This window comes from Candidatus Endoriftia persephonae (assembly GCF_023733635.1).
Taxonomy (GTDB): Bacteria; Pseudomonadota; Gammaproteobacteria; order Chromatiales; family Chromatiaceae; genus Endoriftia; species Endoriftia persephonae.
Window position 1 is genome coordinate 416829 of sequence record NZ_CP090569.1, and the last position, 18005, is coordinate 434833.

General features: G+C 58.7%; 16 protein-coding genes and 1 tRNA gene. 11 read left to right on the forward strand and 6 right to left on the reverse strand.

Going from position 1 to position 18005, the window contains the following annotated elements; translation table 11 throughout:
• Window positions 1-27: 27 nt before the first annotated feature.
• Window positions 28-1494, reverse strand: coding sequence for a NarK family nitrate/nitrite MFS transporter (locus L0Y14_RS01980; RefSeq protein WP_006473536.1), 1467 nt, complete (start codon window positions 1492-1494; stop codon window positions 28-30).
• 460 nt (window positions 1495-1954) lie between these two features.
• On the opposite strand from L0Y14_RS01980, the gene nirB reads away from it, so the two are divergent.
• From nirB to proB, 9 genes are all read left to right on the forward strand, one after another.
• Window positions 1955-4393, forward strand: a complete 2439-nt coding sequence (nirB, locus tag L0Y14_RS01985) for a nitrite reductase large subunit NirB (protein WP_006473537.1) — start codon at window positions 1955-1957, stop codon at window positions 4391-4393.
• Between the two features lie 11 nt (window positions 4394-4404).
• Window positions 4405-4734: a nitrite reductase small subunit NirD gene (gene nirD / locus L0Y14_RS01990; RefSeq protein WP_006473538.1), complete on the forward strand. Its 330-nt coding sequence runs from the start codon at window positions 4405-4407 to the stop codon at window positions 4732-4734.
• 85 nt (window positions 4735-4819) lie between these two features.
• Window positions 4820-7024: a molybdopterin oxidoreductase family protein gene (locus tag L0Y14_RS01995; RefSeq protein ID WP_006473539.1), complete on the forward strand. Its 2205-nt coding sequence runs from the start codon at window positions 4820-4822 to the stop codon at window positions 7022-7024.
• A 99-nt stretch (window positions 7025-7123) separates the two neighbouring features.
• Window positions 7124-9025: a DmsC/YnfH family molybdoenzyme membrane anchor subunit gene (locus L0Y14_RS02000; RefSeq protein WP_006473540.1), complete on the forward strand. Its 1902-nt coding sequence runs from the start codon at window positions 7124-7126 to the stop codon at window positions 9023-9025.
• Window positions 9026-9097: 72 nt separating this feature from the next.
• Window positions 9098-9173 (forward strand) — tRNA-Thr (locus tag L0Y14_RS02005).
• 124 nt (window positions 9174-9297) lie between these two features.
• Window positions 9298-9612, forward strand: a complete 315-nt coding sequence (rplU, locus tag L0Y14_RS02010) for a 50S ribosomal protein L21 (protein ID WP_005958543.1) — start codon at window positions 9298-9300, stop codon at window positions 9610-9612.
• Window positions 9613-9625: 13 nt separating this feature from the next.
• Window positions 9626-9883: a 50S ribosomal protein L27 gene (gene rpmA, locus L0Y14_RS02015; protein ID WP_005958544.1), complete on the forward strand. Its 258-nt coding sequence runs from the start codon at window positions 9626-9628 to the stop codon at window positions 9881-9883.
• 86 nt (window positions 9884-9969) lie between these two features.
• Window positions 9970-11043, forward strand: coding sequence for an Obg family GTPase CgtA (gene cgtA / locus L0Y14_RS02020; protein WP_006473541.1), 1074 nt, complete (start codon window positions 9970-9972; stop codon window positions 11041-11043).
• Window positions 11044-11070: 27 nt separating this feature from the next.
• Complete coding sequence (gene proB / locus L0Y14_RS02025; protein WP_005958545.1) at window positions 11071-12198, forward strand: glutamate 5-kinase; 1128 nt, start codon at window positions 11071-11073, stop codon at window positions 12196-12198.
• Between the two features lie 72 nt (window positions 12199-12270).
• Here the strand turns inward: proB and rpsT are convergent, their stop codons facing one another.
• Window positions 12271-12531, reverse strand: coding sequence for a 30S ribosomal protein S20 (gene rpsT, locus L0Y14_RS02030; RefSeq protein WP_005958546.1), 261 nt, complete (start codon window positions 12529-12531; stop codon window positions 12271-12273).
• A gap of 282 nt (window positions 12532-12813) precedes the next feature.
• On the opposite strand from rpsT, the gene murJ reads away from it, so the two are divergent.
• Window positions 12814-14304 carry a murein biosynthesis integral membrane protein MurJ gene (gene murJ, locus L0Y14_RS02035; protein ID WP_005958547.1) on the forward strand — a complete coding sequence of 497 codons (1491 nt, stop codon included), beginning with the start codon at window positions 12814-12816 and terminating at the stop codon, window positions 14302-14304.
• An 81-nt stretch (window positions 14305-14385) separates the two neighbouring features.
• Here murJ and L0Y14_RS02040 read toward each other — a convergent pair whose 3' ends face one another.
• The 4 genes from L0Y14_RS02040 to L0Y14_RS02055 form a co-directional block, all read right to left on the reverse strand.
• Window positions 14386-14850: a hypothetical protein gene (locus L0Y14_RS02040; protein ID WP_005958548.1), complete on the reverse strand. Its 465-nt coding sequence runs from the start codon at window positions 14848-14850 to the stop codon at window positions 14386-14388.
• A gap of 149 nt (window positions 14851-14999) precedes the next feature.
• Window positions 15000-15206, reverse strand: a complete 207-nt coding sequence (locus L0Y14_RS02045) for a YgaP family membrane protein (protein WP_006473542.1) — start codon at window positions 15204-15206, stop codon at window positions 15000-15002.
• Window positions 15207-15235: 29 nt separating this feature from the next.
• Entirely contained in the window at window positions 15236-16414 is a 1179-nt protein-coding gene (locus tag L0Y14_RS02050; RefSeq protein WP_005958550.1) for an OmpP1/FadL family transporter, read from the reverse strand.
• Between the two features lie 43 nt (window positions 16415-16457).
• Window positions 16458-17012 (reverse strand): hypothetical protein, encoded by a 555-nt coding sequence (locus L0Y14_RS02055; protein ID WP_006473543.1) that lies wholly within the window; start codon window positions 17010-17012, stop codon window positions 16458-16460.
• A 255-nt stretch (window positions 17013-17267) separates the two neighbouring features.
• Here L0Y14_RS02055 and L0Y14_RS02060 point away from each other — a divergent pair, with 255 nt between their 5' ends.
• Window positions 17268-17987, forward strand: a complete 720-nt coding sequence (locus tag L0Y14_RS02060; protein ID WP_005958552.1) for a response regulator — start codon at window positions 17268-17270, stop codon at window positions 17985-17987.
• Window positions 17988-18005 lie beyond the last annotated feature (18 nt).

The window sequence follows — 18005 nt, forward strand, 5'->3', positions numbered from 1 at the left end:
CTCCTACAATGGTTGAGTCGGTTTAGCTTAACTCACCTCGATCATCTGCACGCTACCGTCCTCCATCACCTCGGCAGTGTGGCCTTGGGGTTCATCCAGGAGCTGAACCGCCAGCAGGCAGACGACAGCTGCGCCAGCAATCACCAGGAAGAAAATCTGGGGTGAGACAAAGGAGAAGATGGTAAGGAAAGTGACCGCACCCACGTTGCCGTAGGCGCCGGCCATACCGGCTACCTGTCCCGTCATGCGGCGCTTGACCAGGGGTACCATGGCGAACACCGCGCCTTCACCTGCCTGGACGAAGAAGGAGCAGGCCATGGTGGCGATCACAGCCAGTGCAAGCGGCCAACCCGAGGTGATCTGGCCCAGAATGAAGTAGCCGGTGGCCAGTCCGGTGATGAGCAGGCTGAGCATCTTGCGACGACCGAACTTGTCACTGAAGAGGCCGCCACTAGGACGCGCCACCAGATTCATAAAAGCAAAGCCAGATGCCAGCAGACCTGCCTGCACTATGCTCAGGTCAAAAGTCTCCTTAAAGAAGAGAGGCAGCATGGAGACTACCGCCAACTCAGAACCGAAGGTCACGAAGTAGGCCAGATCGAGGATCGCCACCTGCTTGAATTTGTAGCGGTGGATCTCCGGTACCTCCTCCTTAAAGACATGCTTGTTAATGCGCCATACCTGGGAGGTCTGATAGGCGTAGAGGGCAGCTAGGCCGATATAGATGGCGTTGGCGGCGCTGGCGCCGAGGATCTTCAGGTTGTCCGGGCCCAGCTTCCAGGTCAGCACCGCCAGGGCCGCATACATGGGGATATTCATCAGCAGATAGAAGAAAAAGTCACCCTTGCTGGTCACCTCCATGGCGCCGGTCTTCTTCGGCTTGAAGTAGGTGGAGCCCTTCGGCGTGTTGCGCGCCAACCGGTAGTAGATGAAAGAGTAGACCAGGGTGATTGCGCCGGTGGCGGCGACGGCGTAACGCCAGCCATCGTCACCACCAAACATCAGGGCCAGAGTGGGCAGGATCATGGCTGCAGCGGCGGAACCGAAGTTACCCCAGCCGCCATAGATACCTTCAGCAACACCGACCTGCTTGGCGGGGAACCACTCACCGATCATGCGGATACCGATGACAAAGCCCGCACCGACAAAGCCCAGGGCAAAGCGGCTGGCCAGCAGGGCGGTATAAGAGTCCGCGATGGCGAACCAGAAACAGATGAAGCTGGAGGAGAGGAGCAGTGAGGAGAAGATGATCCGTGGGCCGAACCGGTCCACCAGCATACCGATCACGATCCGCGCCGGGATGGTCAGCGCTACGTTGATGATCAATAGCGCCTTCACTTCCTGCGTGGTCAGATCGAAGGCCTCTTGGATCGCGGCCATCAGCGGCGCGTGGTTGAACCAGACCATGAAGGTCAGGAAGAAGGCGAACCAGGTGAGATGGAGTGTCTTTACCTTTCCTGTGAAAGAAAAAAGGTTGAGCTTGCTTTCCGACATGAGGGAATTCCTACGCTACTTGGATAATGCGTTATTCACATGCGAAATCCATGCCATCACCATATCTTGTTGAATTATATGGTGAATTAGAGGGGCTCTGTCGGCCCAGGTCCTATTGTGAAGTTCGAAATCGGTGCGTGCTGGAGCAGTGATGTTCTATTTTTGAACAGCGCGCTCAGCCCCGAATGGCACCGACTGTTCTATAGAGGGCGGAGTCAAATTTGACTCCGCCCCTCCATCAAAAACACCAGGGTTTTTTGCAGGGCAGACATGGTAGTAAATGCACCAGGATGGTGCGTGGATGGGTGAGGCAACTCTGTGCTGGCTTTCCTATTGCATCGATGTTGCCCGATAAATAAGGAGATAAACCTCGATATTTGATTCTGGCATGGCCTTTGCTCAGAGGATCTGAAAGCAGAGCGGTGATGTTCCGCTTCAGGATCAGATGTAGAGGGTAAAGATGAAAGAGAAGTTGGTTTTAATCGGTAACGGTATGGCCGGTATCCGCACCCTGGAGGAGTTGCTCAAACTCGAAGAGGCGGGCAGATACGAGATCAGCGTATTCGGTGACGAACCTCACCCCAACTACAACCGCATTATGCTCTCGCCGGTATTGGCCGGTGAGAAGACGTTCGACGAGATCGTCCTCAACAACCGTGAGTGGTACGCCGAGAACGGCATCATCCTGCACGCCGGTGATCCGGTGGTGGAGATCGACCGAGTCGCGCGTCAGGTGAAGAGCACATCGGGCAAGTCGGTCGCCTATGATCGTTTGCTGATTGCCACCGGCTCTACTCCCTTCATCATCCCTGTGCCCGGTGCCGACCTGCGTGGGGTGATCGGTTTCCGCGACATCAAAGATGTAGAGATCATGTTGGAAATCGCCGCTAGCCATAAAAAGGCAGTCGTGATCGGCGGCGGCTTGCTGGGTCTGGAAGCTGCCAATGGTCTGATGAAGAACGGTATGGATGTCACCGTGGTGCATCTGATGGATACCCTGATGGAGCGCCAGCTCGATAAGCCGGCGGCCAACCTGCTGAAGGCATCCCTGGAGCAGAAGGGCCTGAAGTTCCTGATGGAGGCGCAGACCGAGGCGATCCTTGGTGACGAGCATGTCACCGGCGTGAAGTTTGCCGATGGCTCTGCTGTCGAGGCCGACCTGGTGGTGATGGCGGTGGGTATCCGCCCCAACATCGAGCTGGCGCAGCAGGCGGGCATCCACTGCGAGCGCGGCATCGTGGTCAACGACACCATGCAGACCTTCGATCCGAAAATCTACTCAGTGGGAGAGTGCGTACAACATCGGGGTGATTGCTACGGTCTGGTGGCGCCTCTGTTTGAGCAGGCTAAGGTCTGCGCCAACCATCTGGCCCAACTTGGCTATGGCCGTTACGAAGGTTCCGTCACCTCCACCAAGCTGAAGGTGACCGGCATCGACCTCTTCTCCGCGGGTGAGTTCAACGAGGAGGAGGGTGATGAGACCCTGGTGCTGCAGGATGCGGCCCAGGGCGTCTACAAGAAGCTGGTGATTCGCGACAACCGGATCAAGGGTGCGGTGATGTACGGCGATACCATGGATGGTACCTGGTACTTCCAGTTGCTGCGTGAGGGCACCGACATCTCCAGCCTCCGCAGCACCATCCTGTTTGGCCAACACGACCTAGGCGATGCGGGTCACGGCGATGAGACTCGCGTGGCGATGCTCTCCGACGACGCGGAGATCTGCGGCTGTAATGGTGTCTGTAAAGGCGACATCGTCAATGCTATCAGCACCAAGGGTCTGTTCACCCTCGAAGAGGTGCGTGCCCATACCAAGGCCTCCGCCTCCTGCGGCTCCTGTACCGGCCTAGTGGAGGCGATACTGGCAAGCACCGTCGGCGAAGGCTACGACGCCTCACCGAACAAGCAGGCGATGTGCAGCTGTACGGAGCTGAGTCACGATGAGGTGATGGAGGCGATCCAGAAAGAACAACTCAAGTCGATGCGCCAGCTGTTCGACTACCTCAACTGGAAAACCCCGGACGGCTGCGCCAGCTGCCGTCCCGCCCTCAACTACTATCTGCTGGCTAACTGGCCCGACGAATACCAGGATGACCTTCAGTCACGCTTCATCAACGAGCGCGCCCACGGCAACATCCAGAAGGACGGCACCTACTCGGTGGTGCCACGGATGTTTGGTGGCCTCTGTACCCCCAAGGATCTACGCGCCATCGCCGATGTCTGCGACAAGTTCGAGGTGCCGGAGATGAAGGTCACCGGTGGCCAGCGCATCGACCTGTTCGGCATAAAAAAAGAGGATCTGCCGGCGGTCTGGCGGGATCTCTCGGAGGCGGGCTTTGTCTCCGGTCATGCCTACGGCAAGGCGATGCGCACAGTGAAGACCTGCGCCGGCAAGACTTGGTGTCGCTTCGGCACCCAGGACTCCACTGGTCTGGGTGTCAAGCTGGAAGAACTCACCTGGGGCTCCTGGATGCCACACAAGTTCAAGCTGGCGGTCTCCGGCTGTCCGCGCAACTGCGCCGAGGCCACCATCAAGGACTTCGGCGTGGTTTGTGTCGATTCCGGCTACGAGCTGCACATCGGTGGCAACGGCGGTATCAAGGTGCGTGTCACCGACCTGCTGTGCCGGGTGGAGACTGCAGAGGAGGTGCTGGAGTACTGCGGCGCCTTCACCCAGCTCTATCGCGAACAGGCCCACTATCTGGAGCGTACCGCCCCTTGGGTCGAGCGCGTGGGACTGGGCTATATCAAGCAGCGCATCCTGGAAGACGAGGTGGGACGCAAGACCCTCTACCAACGCTTCAAACTGAGCCAGCGCTATGCCCAGGTCGATCCCTGGAAGGCGCGGGCCGATGGCGCTCAGGCCAACGAATTCACCCCTATCCAACTGGCAGTGTAAGGAGCAAGACGATGAGCAAATGGACTGAAGTAGTAGCGCTGGCGCAGATCCCGGTGCTCGGCTCCCGCATGATCAAGACCCGTGACATGGATATCGCTGTGTTCCGGGGGAGTGACGATCAGGTCTATGCGATCCGGGATGCCTGTCCGCACAAGAGCGGCCCTCTGTCGCAAGGCATCATGCACGGCACCTCCGTCACCTGTCCGCTACACAACTGGCGGATCGATCTGACCAGTGGTGAGGCGTTGGGGCCGGATGAGGGCTGTGCCAATGTCTTCCCGGTGCGGGTTGAGGATGGCCTGGTCTATCTGCAACTACAACCGTCAGAGGCCGCTGCATGAATGCCAGGTCGGGCTGTGCCCGACAAGCGGTCGTCATGAGTCTCTTATGGCGGGCACAGCTCGCCCTATGAAGTGAGGAGACATCATGCTGTTTGGCAGGACAAAGAAGAATCCGATCACGATTGCCGACAAGGGTGTGGTCGAGTGGAAGTACGCCGCCTGCGGCTACTGCTCCACCGGCTGCTCCATTGAGGTGGGGCTGAATGCCGAGGGCAAACCGGTTGCCTCCCGAGGCGTGGCGGAGGCCGACGTCAACCGCGGTAAGTTGTGCTTGAAGGGCATCTTCGAGCACGAACTATTCGACTCCGCCGGCCGCGGCCTGGAACCCAAGATACGCGAGCAGTGGCACCAGCCCTGGCAGCCCACCGACTGGGATACGGCCCTGGATAAAACCCACGACGAGATCCGCCGCATCCAGGCGCAGTATGGCCGTGATGCCTTCGCCATCATCTCTACCGGACAGATGCTCACCGAGGAGTTCTACACCCTGGGTAAGCTCACCCGTGGCCTGATCGGTACCAACAACTACGACGGCAATACCACCCTCTGCATGGCCTCGGCGGTCTCCGGCTACAAGCGCTCCTTTGGCTCCGACGGCCCACCGGGTTGCTACGATGACTTTGAGCACACCGACTGCCTGATCGCCTGGGGTTCCAACCTGCCGGAGCAGCACCCGATCATCTACTGGCGCATGAAAGAGGCACAGGAGCGGCGCGGCTTTCCTCTGATCGTGGTGGACCCGCGGGTCACCATGCTGGCGCAGAACGCCCACATGCATCTGCCGATCACCCCCGGCACAGATGTGGTGCTGCAGAATGCGATGATGCATGTGATCCTGGACGAAGGCCTGGAAGACAAACGTTATATCGAGGCTAATACCAACGGCATCGAAGAACTTCGGGCAGAAGTGGCCAATTATGACCCGGTAATGGCATCCAAGATCTGCGGCATCGACGAGGACACCATCCGCCACGTCGCCCGGCTGTTTGCCAACGCCGGTGCGGCGATGCAGATCTGGACCATGGGCATCAACCAGTCCACCCACGGTTCTGATGGGGTCGTGGGGATCAACAACCTAGCGCTGCTCACCGGCAATATCGGCAAGCCCGGCGGCACCAGCCTCTCTATCACCGGCCAGTGTAATGCCATGGGCACCCGCGAGTGGTCTTCCTGCTCCGGCCTGCCCAACTACCGTTACCTGGAGATCCCCGAACACCGCGAGGAGATCGCCAAGTTCTGGAACGTGGACCCCGAGTTCTTCCCCAAGAAGCGCGGCCTGTTTCAGACCGATATCTATCACGCCATCGAGTCGGGCCAGATCAAGGGGCTGTGGCTGATCGCCACCAACCCCTTGTCCTCCCTGCCCAACACCTCGCGCATCCGCAAGGCGATGGAGAAGCTGGAGTTCTGTGCTGTGCAGGACTGCTACGAGGACACCGAGAGCGCTCAGTACGCCCATGTCTACCTGCCTGCTGGCACCTGGGCGGAAAAGGAAGGTGTGATGACCAACACCGAGCGACGCATCAACCTGGTCAAGCCAATCAGCCCAACGCCGGGACAGGCCAAACCTGACCTGTGGATCTTCAACCGCATGGCTGAGCGTTTCAATCGCGACGGCAAGGTTAACTTTCCTGAGCGGGCACCCGACATCTTCCTGGAGATGGGTGAGCTCTCCAAGGGGCGGCTTGCCGACATCTCCGGCATGAACTACGAGCTGATCGAAAAAAATCGCGGCATCCAGTGGCCCTACACCCATGAGCAGGTGGAGAGGGGCGAGGCGCCGCCCAAGGGGGGCAAACGCCTCTATACCGAGGATGCCACTTTCCGTCACCCGGACGGCAAGGCGAAGCTGATCCCGCTGCCCTTCATCGACAATAACGAGGTGCCGGACGAGAAGTTCCCCGTCTGGCTTAACACCGGGCGCCTGATCGAACATTGGCACGGCCGTACCAAGACCGGCAAGATCGGCAACAATAATAAGTACAGCCCGATCCCGTTCATCGAGATCAACCCGGATCTGGCGGCGGAGTTGGGCATCCAGCGGGGAGAGTATGTCCGCCTGGTGTCACGCCGTTCCGATGCGGTGGTGATGGCCCAGCCCACCCAGCGGGTGCCGAAGAACATGGTCTTCCTGCCCTTCCATTTCCACGACTGCGCCAACCGCCTGACCCTGGGTTTGTTGGATCCGCACTCTCGCCAGCCCGCCTACAAGCAGTCCGCCGTGCGCATCGAACGTATTGCCGACCAGTTGGGCGCGGCCCGGTTGAGTAAAGAGATGCGCAAGTTTTAAGGCTCAGGGGGGCGGAGTCAAACCGCGTAAGCCTGTCGGCATCATGCATCAAAGATGGGCGGTTTGGCTCCAACCCCGGGTTATCCATGAGAAATGACTATGTTTGAAGCACGCGAAAACGAACCCGACTACGCCCGGCTCAACGACCCGACGAGCCAGGAAACCAACCGCTACGGCGCACCGATCGAGAAGGCCAGGGCGGGTGATTCGCTCCATGGCCAGAGCCTCAATATCAACGGTGATGATGGGATCGGTGACAACCCCAACCGTTACAAGCAGCACGGCTTCTACTTCAACGCCGACAACTGCATCGCCTGTCACGCCTGCGAGGCGGCCTGCAGCGAGAAGAACGACAACCCGGCGCACATCGCCTTCCGCTCGGTGGGTTTCGTGGAGGGCGGCACCTACCCGGCCTATCAGCGCCTCAACATCTCCATGGCCTGCAACCATTGCGATGACCCGGTCTGCCTGAAGGGTTGCCCCACCCGCGCCTACACCAAGTTCGCCGAATACGGCGCGGTGCTGCAGGATCCGGACATCTGCTTTGGTTGCGGCTACTGCACCTGGGTCTGCCCCTACAACGCGCCCCAGCTCGACCCGGTCAAGGGCCGGGTGAGCAAGTGCAATATGTGCGTGGACCGGCTCGAAGTGGGCCTCAAGCCTGCCTGTGTCGCCGCCTGCTTGGGCAAGGCCCTCGACTTCGGCGTGATCGAGAATATCCCTGAGGGACGCGATCAGGCGAAGAGTGAGATCCCTGGCTTCCCACGCACCGATATCACCCACCCCAACATCCGCTTCCAGCAGACCCGTACCACCCAGCGGGAGATGGCGCGGGTGGACAGCACGGCGGTGAAATACCACCGTGATGATGCCAATGGCAGCTTCCATCCGGTGGTCGACTCGAAGCACGGTTTTAAACGGGAATGGAACCTGAGCACGCTGCTCGGCTCCCACGAGAACGCCCATATCGCCTTCACCCTCAGCGCACAGACGGTGATGGGCGCCTTCCTGCTGCTGACCCTGGGGGCTTGGGCGGGTTTGCAACCGATGGTCGCCTTCACAGCGGGCAGCGCTCTCCTGCCCGCTGCCCTGGTGATGCTGGCGTTGATGGGCGTCGGCCTGTTCAAGCTCACTATGCACCTGGGTAAACCCCACCGTTTCTATCGCGGCTTCTACAATCTGCGCTTCTCTTCGGTGAGCCGTGAGATCGCCGGTGTTTCGCTCTTTTTTACCGGGTTGGCGGGTTTTACCTTCTTTGCCGTCTCCGATCTGCTCTTCGACAGCCCCTTTCCCGGGGTCGTGCAGGACCTGTTTGCGGTAATCGGCCTGTTGGGAGCCGGGATCGGTGGATACTTTATGTATAAGCTCTACCGGATTCCCGCCCGCCCATTTTGGGATCACTGGTATACCGCGGCGACTTTTGCCGGCACTGCCCTGACGCTGGGTTCTCTGCTGCTGGCGCTGGTGGCTCTGGCGTCCAATCAGTTGCCCCCAGAACTGGGGCGACTGCTTGCCATGGTGGCGGGAACGGGGCTGGCGCTGGAGGGCATTGGGTTGCTCTACCATGCGCGGGATCTGCAAGCCCAGGAGAGCGAGGGCGCCGCCTCCTTCTATGAACAGACCACCACCTACGGCTATCCTTACTGGCTGCGCAACGGCCTGTTGGTCGTGGCACTGATGCTGGTCCTGGGTGTCGGTCTGCTCGACGGCGATAGTGCCTGGGCATTCATTCTCCTGGCGCTGTTGGCCCTGATCGTCTCTGTCATCGGCCGGGTGCTCTTTTATGTGTTGGTGATCCCCACTACCATGCCCGGTGCCTTTTTCTGGAAGAACAAAGGCTTCGTCGAACACGCCCGTGAGTCGGGGCTTGCTGAGATGCCGCAACTGGGGGTGGCCTATGAGCAGCACCATCCCTTCAAACTGGGAGAATTGCTGGAGACGCTGCGCTCGACGACTCTGCGCGAGAAGTTCGACCAGTTGTGTCGTCTCGTCACAGGTTGAGCGCAGGCCGGGTGAGTGTGCTTTCGCGACGCGATTGCCAGCCTATAGATAAAGTCCTACAATCGCCTCCTTGCCGGCGTAGCTCAGTTGGTAGAGCAGCTGATTTGTAATCAGCTGGTCGGGGGTTCAAGTCCTCTCGCCGGCTCCATTTCTCTTCGTCAGGCAGTGTGCATAACGCTGTGTTGACTCTTTTCTTGCAAGCATATAGAATCCCGCCTCTTTCCGCGCGGTGTTCTGCGCAGAGTCAACGGTTTTTTTGGGGATGATGAGCTATGTATGCGGTAATTCAGACCGGCGGCAAGCAGTATCGTGTGGCGGAAGGCGACACTATCAAGGTTGAGAAGCTGAGTGCTGACGAGGGCGCTTCCGTCGAATTGGACAAGGTTCTAATGGTTGCGGACGGTGAAGATATCAAGGTAGGTGCGCCCTACGTTGATGGCGGCAAGGTAACCGTCACCGTTAAGTCCCACGGTCGTGGCAAGAAGGTCAAGATCATCAAGTTCCGGCGCCGCAAGCATCATATGAAACGGCAGGGTCACCGGCAGTGGTACACCGAACTGCAGGTTACCGGTATCAGCGCAGGCTGAGGAGGCTAGAGCAATGGCACATAAAAAAGCAGGCGGTAGTACACGTAACGGCCGCGATTCAGAATCTAAACGCCTGGGCGTGAAGGTCTTTGGTGGCCAGGACACCAAAGCTGGCTGCATCCTGGTGCGTCAGCGCGGCACCCGCTTTCACGGTGGCGTGAACGTTGGTGTTGGCAGGGATCACACCCTGTTTGCCAAGGCTGACGGCAAGGTGGTGTTCGAGGTCAAGGGGCCGCATAATCGCAAGTTTGTGAGTGTGGTTGCCGACTGAGATCGTCCGTATCCGGCTATCCAGGGGCCTCGTCTTTGACGGGGCCTTTTGCGTTCTGGGGAGCCTGGGGCAATCGGGGGGAGAGCATGAAATTTGTCGATGAGGCCAAGATCAAGGTCGAAGCCGGGGATGGTGGCAACGGGTCCGCCAGCTTTCGGCGTGAGAAATATATTCCCAAGGGTGGCCCGGATGGTGGCGATGGCGGTAACGGCGGCAGCGTCTACCTGATTGCCGACAGCGGTCTCAATACTCTGGTCGACTTCCGTACCCAGCGTCACCACCGGGCGCAACGCGGGCAGAACGGCATGGGGCGCGAGCGCACCGGCCGCAGCGGTGAGGATCGCTATGTCAAGGTGCCGGTAGGGACTCGGGTGCGGGATGAGGAGACCGGCGAGTTGATCGGCGAACTGCTGGAGCATCATCAGACCCTGCTGGTGGCCCAGGGGGGTACCCGCGGCATTGGTAATATCCACTTCAAGAGCAGCACCAATCGCACCCCACGCCAGTTTACTCACGGTACCCCGGGGGAGCGGCGCGAATTGCAATTGGAGCTGATCCTGCTTGCCGATGTAGGCTTGCTGGGGATGCCCAACGCCGGCAAGTCGAGCCTGATCCGCAAGATCTCCAGTGCCCGCCCGAAGGTGGCGGGGTACCCCTTCACCACTCTCTATCCCAACCTTGGGGTGGTCAGCCTGGCGCGCGAGCGCAGCTTCGTGGTGGCTGATATCCCCGGTGTGATCGAGGGCGCGGCGGAAGGGGCCGGGCTCGGCATCCAGTTTCTCAAGCACCTCTCACGCACCCGTCTGCTGCTGCATCTGGTCGATATGGCACCGCTGGATGAGTCGGATGACCCGGTACAGGCGGTGCGGCGCATCGAGCAGGAGCTGGCGTGCTACTCGGATGAGCTGGCCGGCCGCGAGCGCTGGCTGGTGCTCAACAAGCGTGATCTGCTGTCTCCCGAGGCATACAGTGAGCGGCTCACGGCGATTGTTGATGCGCTTGGCTGGCAGGGGCCGGTGTATGGTATCTCCGCGGTGAACGGGGAGGGCGCGCAGCAGCTGGTGGCTGATCTGATGGCCCGGCTGGAGGCGGTCTGGCAAGAAGAGCGCTGCGCTGACGAAGAGGAGCCTGAGGCGGCTTGGGACCCGTTACAGGGCTGACGGAGCGCGGCAGACACAGGATCATCGATGGTAATCTCACGCGACAGCCTGCCCCAGACACGCCGCTGGGTGGTCAAGATCGGTAGCGCTCTGCTGACATCCGGCGGCAAGGGGCTCTCCCGCGCGGTACTCTCCCCTTGGGTGGAGCAGATGGCGCGGCTCAGGCAGGCGGGCCATGAGATCGTGCTGGTCTCCTCCGGTGCGGTGGCCGAGGGCATGAGCCGGATGGGCTGGAGTCGCCGCCCGCACGGCCTGAATGAGCTGCAGGCCGCCGCCGCCATCGGTCAGATGGGGCTGATCCGTGCCTACGAGGCCTGTTTCCAGAAACACGGCCTGCACACAGCACAGATCCTGCTGACCCGGGATGACCTCGCCGACCGCATGCGCTACCTGAACGCCCTCAGCACCCTGCGTACCCTGATTGATCTGGGGGTGGTGCCGGTGATCAACGAAAACGACACCGTCGCCACCGAAGAGCTGCGATTTGGCGATAATGATACCCTGGCGGCGTTGGCGGCGAACCTGGTCGAGGCCGACCTGCTGGTGTTGCTGACCGATCAGGAAGGGTTGTTCGATGCCGATCCACGTGGCAATCCACAGGCGCAGCTGATTCGTGAAGCGCGGGTCGATGATCCGCTACTGGATCAGGTGGCCGGCGGCAGTGCTGGCGGGCTGGGGCGCGGCGGCATGGTGACCAAGGTGAGGGCTGCGCGTCTGGCGGCGCGCTCCGGCACCGCCACCATCATCGCCTCAGGCGCTCACCCCGGTGTGCTTGATGGTCTTGCCTCCGGGGAGATGAGCGGTACTTTGCTGATCCCTGCTCAGGAGCCACAGGCGGCGCGCAAGCGCTGGCTCGCAGGGCAGTTGCAGGTGCGTGGCCGGCTGACGCTCGATGACGGAGCGGTAAGGGTGTTACGTGAACAGGGCTGCAGCCTGCTGGCGGTGGGGGTTACTCTGGTGGATGGTGAGTTCCAGCGTGGCGAGGCGGTGGTCTGCGTAGATCGTCATGGCGGAGAGGTAGCGCGCGGGCTGGCAAACTATAACGCCCATGAGACGCGCCGCATCATGGGGCAGCCGAGCCAGCGTATCGAAGAAATACTTGGCTATGTGGATGAGCCTGAGCTGATCCATCGTGACAATCTGGTGCTGATTTAGTTTTCTTCTCTGCTGGGCATAAAAAAACCGGCACTGGGCCGGTTTTTTTCACAGGAGCATTCGCTTTTCGGCTTACAGCGCCTTGATCTGTGCGTTGAGGCGGCTCTTATGGCGGGCTGCCTTGTTTTTCGAGATCAGGCCCTGGCCGGCAGTGCTGTCGATTAGCGGTACTGCTGTCTTGTAGGCTTCGCTGGCGCCCTCTTTGTCACCGCTGGCGATCAGTTTCACAACCTTCTTAACTGCGGTGCGCATGGTGCTGCGGCGGGACTGGTTGCGCAGATGACGTTTGTCTGCCTGACGAGCGCGCTTACGGGCTTGAGCTGAGTTTGCCAACTTGGGTCTCCTGGAAATCCTGTGTCTGAAAGGGCGCGCATTATCCTAAACAATGCGCTCTCTGTCAACTCTAGCTGGAGCTACTGCCCGGTTCCTGGATTTCTAACTTAACTTGTCCAAATTTGCACATATAATCCTTAGTCCACTTTGAATATTAAAAATAAGCGTGGCTATTCGGTGTGTGTGCCCTGAATGGGGGCGCACTGAGATAGTTACCACCAAACAAAGGATGGGGTTCTGGCTTCGTTTCTCAAACCTTTTGCCACGGTAGGCAGTAACACTATGATCTCCCGGATACTGGGGTTTGTCCGGGATCTGGTGCTGGCTCGCATGTTTGGTGCGGATGCGACCACCGATGCTTTCTTTGTCGCGTTCAAGATACCTAACTTTCTGCGCCGTCTGTTTGCCGAAGGTGCGTTTTCGCTCGCCTTTGTACCGGTCCTGACGGAGTATCGAAGCCAGCGCTCGGAGCAGGAGCTGAAGGCGTTTGTCGATATGATGGCCGGCACCCTTGGCGTGGTGCTGCTGCTAACTACCCTGCTTGGTGTGGTGGCCGCACCGCTGCTGGTGATGATCTTTGCCCCCGGTTTTCTCAGTGACGGTGATGGCAAGTACGAACTGGCGGTGGAGATGCTGCATCTCACCTTCCCCTATCTCTTTTTTATCTCCTTGACCGCCTTCGCCGGTGGAGTGCTGAATGCCCATCACCGTTTTGGTGCGCCTGCCTTCACTCCGGTGTTGCTGAATCTCTCGCTGATTGGATGTGCGCTCTGGCTATCGCCGATGATGGATCAGCCGATTGTCGCGCTGGCTTGGGCGGTGCTGCTGGCTGGCGGTGTGCAGTTCATGTTCCAGCTGCCCTTTCTCTACCAGATCCGGATGATCCCGCGGCCAAGAGTGGCATTCCACGATCGCGGCGTGATCCGGGTGATGAAGCTGATGGTACCGGCGCTGTTTGGGGTCTCGGTGAGCCAGCTCAACCTGCTGCTGGATACCTTGATTGCCTCGTTTCTGGTCAGTGGCAGCATCTCCTGGCTCTACTACTCCGACCGTCTGATGGAGTTTCCGGTGGGTATCCTCGGCGTCGCGCTGGGCACTGTGATTCTGCCGAATCTGTCACGCAAGCACGCGGAGAAGTCTCAGCAGGAGTTTTCCGACACCCTCGATTGGGCGCTGCGGGTGACGGTGCTGTTGGGGATGCCGGCGGCTGTCGGGTTGTTTGTGCTGGCCGGGCCGACCCTTGCCACCCTATTTCACTCGGCAGCTTTCACCAAGCAGGATGTGCTGATGTCGAGCTACAGCCTGATGGCCTACGCACCTGGGTTGATGGCGATCATGCTGATCAAGATTCTTGCGCCGGGTTTCTATGCCCGCCAGGATACCCGCACCCCGGTGCGGATCGGGATCTTAGCGATGGCGGCGAATATGCTCTTCAATCTGCTGCTGGTGTTTCCGCTGGATCACGCCGGGCTGGCGCTGGCGACCACGATATCCTCTTCGCTGAATGCCTGGCTGCTCTACCGTGGACTGCGGGGGCAGAGCATCTATACGCCCCGTCCCGGCTGGCCCGGGATCTGGCTGCGCGCCTCGATAGCAGCCTTCGCCATGGGTGCGCTGCTGCTGTGGGGGGTCGGCAGTCTCGACCTTTGGCTCGGCCAAGGCACTTGGACCCGGATCGTTCATCTCACCTTCTTTATCGCTAGCGGGGGGGGGCTCTACTTCGTCGTGCTCTACATCTCCGGTATTCGACTGCACCACTTCCGCTCGCTCTAGGAGCCCCCACACCACAGGCCTGGGGGTGCCTAGAATCTTAAAAACGATTTGCGATTTTATATCGCCGTTTCTGGACAGACGCTAGTCGGAAACCACATCGATGCGGTAACCCGCATGACAGGCGATGCAGTTTTGCATCAGTTCGACCAGTGCGCCCAGGGTCTGTTCTTTGTCACCGAACTGCTCAGCATCCAAGGCCAGAGAATCGAATTTGGTATGCGTATCGAATCCGAGTTTCTTGAACTCGAGGGGCAGTTTTCCCATCAAAGAACCTGGTACTGCCTCCTGCGCTGCGCGCCCCACTTTGCGTGCAGCATCGGCAACCTTTTTCATGTCATCCTGGACGATGCCTTCATTGATCTGTTGCACGGCCACCAGGAAAGCGCGCATCTCCCCCAGTACCAGATCCCTTTCGGCAGTTTCTAGCTGCAGGCTCAATCGCCCGTCGCTGGCCTGTTCGACACTACCCTGGATGATGAATTTGTAGGCCATGCCCAGTATCGCAACTAACAGCAGAGCAGTAATGGTCCAGCAAGTCTTACACATGGGTGAATCTCTCCTTTTGGGGGTAGCCCCAGATTTACTTTACGATCAAGAGCCGCCTGCCGCTTCTGCTTGCCGCTCTGTTAAAGAATGGTTGTCTCTCATCGATTCGGGGCGCCCCGTAGGGCGCTCCGAATTTCGGTTTCAGGTTATCAGCTTGAACAGGGTGTTTCTTCTGGCACCCCCAGCTTTTTCAGGATGCTGGAGAGCGGACAGATATTGGTGAAACCGCTCTGCATCAGGTTGGCCCCGACAAAAAGTGTCAAAAATGCCCAGTAGGGATGGATATAGTGAGTCAGGGCCAGACTCAGCAGGATCATCATTCCCGCCATCAGGCGGACAATTCTATCAATAGTCATCATGTACTCCTCATTAGTATGGAATCGGATCAAAGCGCGTAGCTCAACTGCAGGTAGACGATGTTCTGCTGGATGGATATGGTATTGCCGGAGCCGGTATTGGACGTCAACTCATTTTCAAAGGCGTAGGTATAGGAGAGCGAACCGGAGATGCGGTCGCTGAGTTTGCGTGTCATACCCAGAGAGATGTGCAGTTCCGGAATCGCCACGGAGCCGAGATTGTTGTCCACATCCTCTTCATCAAAGGGTGCCTCCGCATAGTTGACGCCAAACCGCACTGTTGTCTTCGGGTTTATCTCTTTCTGCACACCCAGGGCTAGAACCAGTTGGTCATCCCACCCGAAGTTCAGTGCCGTTGGCACTGTCAATCCAAAATCTCCCGGGGTGTAACCGGCAGGGTGACTGATATTCACCGATCCCATGGTGTCGCTGAAGTTGATCCATTTGGCATCCAGTTCGATCAGCATGCCATCGAGGGGGCGGAGGGCAAAGCCCAGCGCAAAGGACTGGGGCATATCCATGTCGAGTTCAAACTTGCCGGCGGCGGTATTGAATTCGTGTTCACTTACGTTCGTTTTGCTTATCCAGGACGCGCCAAGCTGCATCTTGTCATTGATGTGGTAGACCGCCCCCAATGACACTCCAAAACCAAATTTCTGATTTTGCGAGAAGGTAAATGAGGGATTGCTCAGGGCTAGACTCTGGTAGCCAATATTGATGGAGGCACCGAGAGAGAGCTTGTCGCTGACCTTGTACGCAACCGTCGGCGCCAACTTAAAAAAGCCCTTGGTGGTCACGAACTGCTGATCGTTGGGCAATGGAAAGGCATCCGGGAAGTCAACGCCAAACCCCGAGATGGCCGCCATGCCCAGGCCAAAATAAAGCCGATCGTTGACTTTGAACGCAGCGGTTCCAGACGGCATGAAGAAGAGGTTGGAATCACTCTCGTTGCCATTGACCTCTCTGGGAGGATTGAGAAACCCTGGGCTCAGATCGAACCTGACCTCTTCGATGCCGAGTTCGGCAATTCCCGCCGGATTGGTGAGTACGGTGCCGGTATCCTGCGGCGCTGCAACCACGGCGCCACCCATGCCCCACTGAGTCGCGGTTACGCCCAGTACCTGATCCCCATTGGTCGCGTTCGCAGCCATCGGCAGGCTGCCAAGTAGCACAATTGCCAGGGTGTTTTTTCTTCTCTTTATCAACATTGTGGACTCCTCCGGATATTCTGTTTTCTACTTATGATTGATATCAGCGCAACAGGTCTGACTGGCCCGGGATGCCGCGAAACATGGCGTGACAACCCACGCAGCCCCCAGTAATGTCATCCATGTAAGAGGCGGCCTTCCCCATGTCCCCCTGCTCGGCCGCATCAGCAAGGCGCTTTGCGGTGCCTTCCACGCTGGCATTGAAACCATCGAGGGCCGCCAGGCTGTCATCGTTGATCATCTCCAGACTCATGTAAGGAAGTAGGCCACCCCTGGGAATACGGTGATTGGCAAGACGCCTGGCGCTATCGGTCGCTTGCTCTGCGTTGTCGGTCATGATGCCGGCCGCCATGCTCTGGTAGTCGGAAAGTACTTCGTGCATCACCTGGCGCAGCGTGACTTTGTCGCTATGCCGGGAGTGCTGGGCATAGATAGAAAGGAGCATCTTTTTGGTTTTTGGTGAGAGCGCCTTGACCCGCTTCTGCAACTCTGGCTTCATCAGTCCAATCTGTTTTTTCATCATCTGCTGGAGCTGTTTCATGTCGGCTGCCTTCGTCTGTTGCTTGTCGGCAACCGCCACTCCGGCGCACAACAACATCGAGATGGCGACCCCAAGAAGCCCCAATCTCCGACGCAGTGAGTGGATTTGAAATGTATTATTCTCGTTACGAGCAGGTCGCATGTTTTCTTCCCCCAATGGTGTCTGAATTTCAGTTATGCTCGGTGTTGCTGGCAGTGCCACATCGGAGCAACAAACGCAGTATGCTGGGGTTATTTTCCGCGGCGTTAACCGTTCGGTAACAGGTTGTAACGAGTTGTTTCAGAAACATTTCATCGGCTAGATACTCGCGGCATGGCCAATAAAGAAGCCAGTCATCGCCTTCTCGTCGTGGATGACGAAGCTGAACTCCGATCACTGTTGCAGCGATATCTGACCAATGAGGGGTATCAGGTGGCTGCGGTGGAAGACGGGGCCGCGATGACCCGCCACCTCAAAACGCACCACGTCGATTTGATCATCCTTGATCTGATGCTGCCGGGAGAGGATGGCTTGTCGCTGGCCCGTAATCTGCGCAGCCAGGGCAATCAACCCATCATTATCATCTCGGCTCGGGGCGAGGAGATGGACAGAATCATCGGCCTCGAGGTCGGTGCGGACGACTATCTTGCCAAACCCTTCAATCCGCGAGAGTTGCTGGCTCGGATTCGCGCTGTCCTGCGCCGCATGAAACACGCAGATCAGCCCATGGAGGCGGCAGAAAAGGCCGTTCTTGAATTTGGCCCCTTTGCCCTCGACGTGGAAAAATACCGCCTCACCCGGGAGGGGAATGAGATTCCCCTGACCCATGGTGAATTTACCCTGTTACGGGTCTTCCTAGAACATTCAGGTCGGGTGCTCAGTCGGGATATGCTGATGGAGATCACCAAGGGTTACGAGCGCTCCCACCTCGACAGAAGCATCGACGTCTGCGTTAACCGGCTACGGCGGAAGATCGAACCCAATCCCTCTGAACCTATCTATTTGCGCACGGTTTGGGGTGCCGGCTACCTGTTCTCACGCAACGGCGAGTGATGGGGCTGTTTCGATTTC